The organism is Parabacteroides sp. AF17-3, from assembly GCF_003635445.1.
Lineage (GTDB): Bacteria > Bacteroidota > Bacteroidia > Bacteroidales > Tannerellaceae > Parabacteroides > Parabacteroides goldsteinii.
Genome location: NZ_QTMM01000012.1, coordinates 262,925 through 263,366, shown reverse-complemented (window position 1 = coordinate 263,366; position 442 = coordinate 262,925). Strand labels below are relative to the sequence as shown.

Sequence of the window (442 nt, the reverse complement as noted above, 5' to 3'; positions counted from 1 at the left end):
TCTTTTGCCTACTTTTCCATCAAGGGAAAAGTAGGTTCAATTATTTCTAGATTTGAATGTATTAGTGTCTGATAAGCCTGTAAGTTATTGAAGTATTGTTGGGTAGGTGAAAAACACATGAATCTTTGTTGTCATCGAGAAATTTTGGGTAGTATTCTTGGATTAATTAAGCAGATGCGTCTATAGCTGAATTATATAGAATAAAAAAAGACTTACAATTACTTGCAAGTCTTTTTTTTAGTGGGCGTTGACGGATTCGAACCGCCGACCCTCTGCTTGTAAGGCAGATGCTCTGAACCAGCTGAGCTAAACGCCCAAGTTGAAATCAATTGGTATGAAAGGTGGGCGTTGACGGATTCGAACCGCCGACCCTCTGCTTGTAAGGCAGATGCTCTGAACCAGCTGAGCTAAACGCCCAAGTTGAAATCAATTGGTATGAAAG

The 442-nt window shown here is 40.0% G+C and carries 2 tRNA genes; both read right to left on the bottom strand.

Features of this window, described 5'->3' with window-relative positions:
- Window positions 1-241: 241 nt before the first annotated feature.
- A tRNA-Val gene (locus DWW91_RS17095) sits at window positions 242-316 on the bottom strand.
- 26 nt (window positions 317-342) lie between these two features.
- A tRNA-Val gene (locus DWW91_RS17090) sits at window positions 343-417 on the bottom strand.
- Between the last annotated feature and the right edge of the window lie 25 nt (window positions 418-442).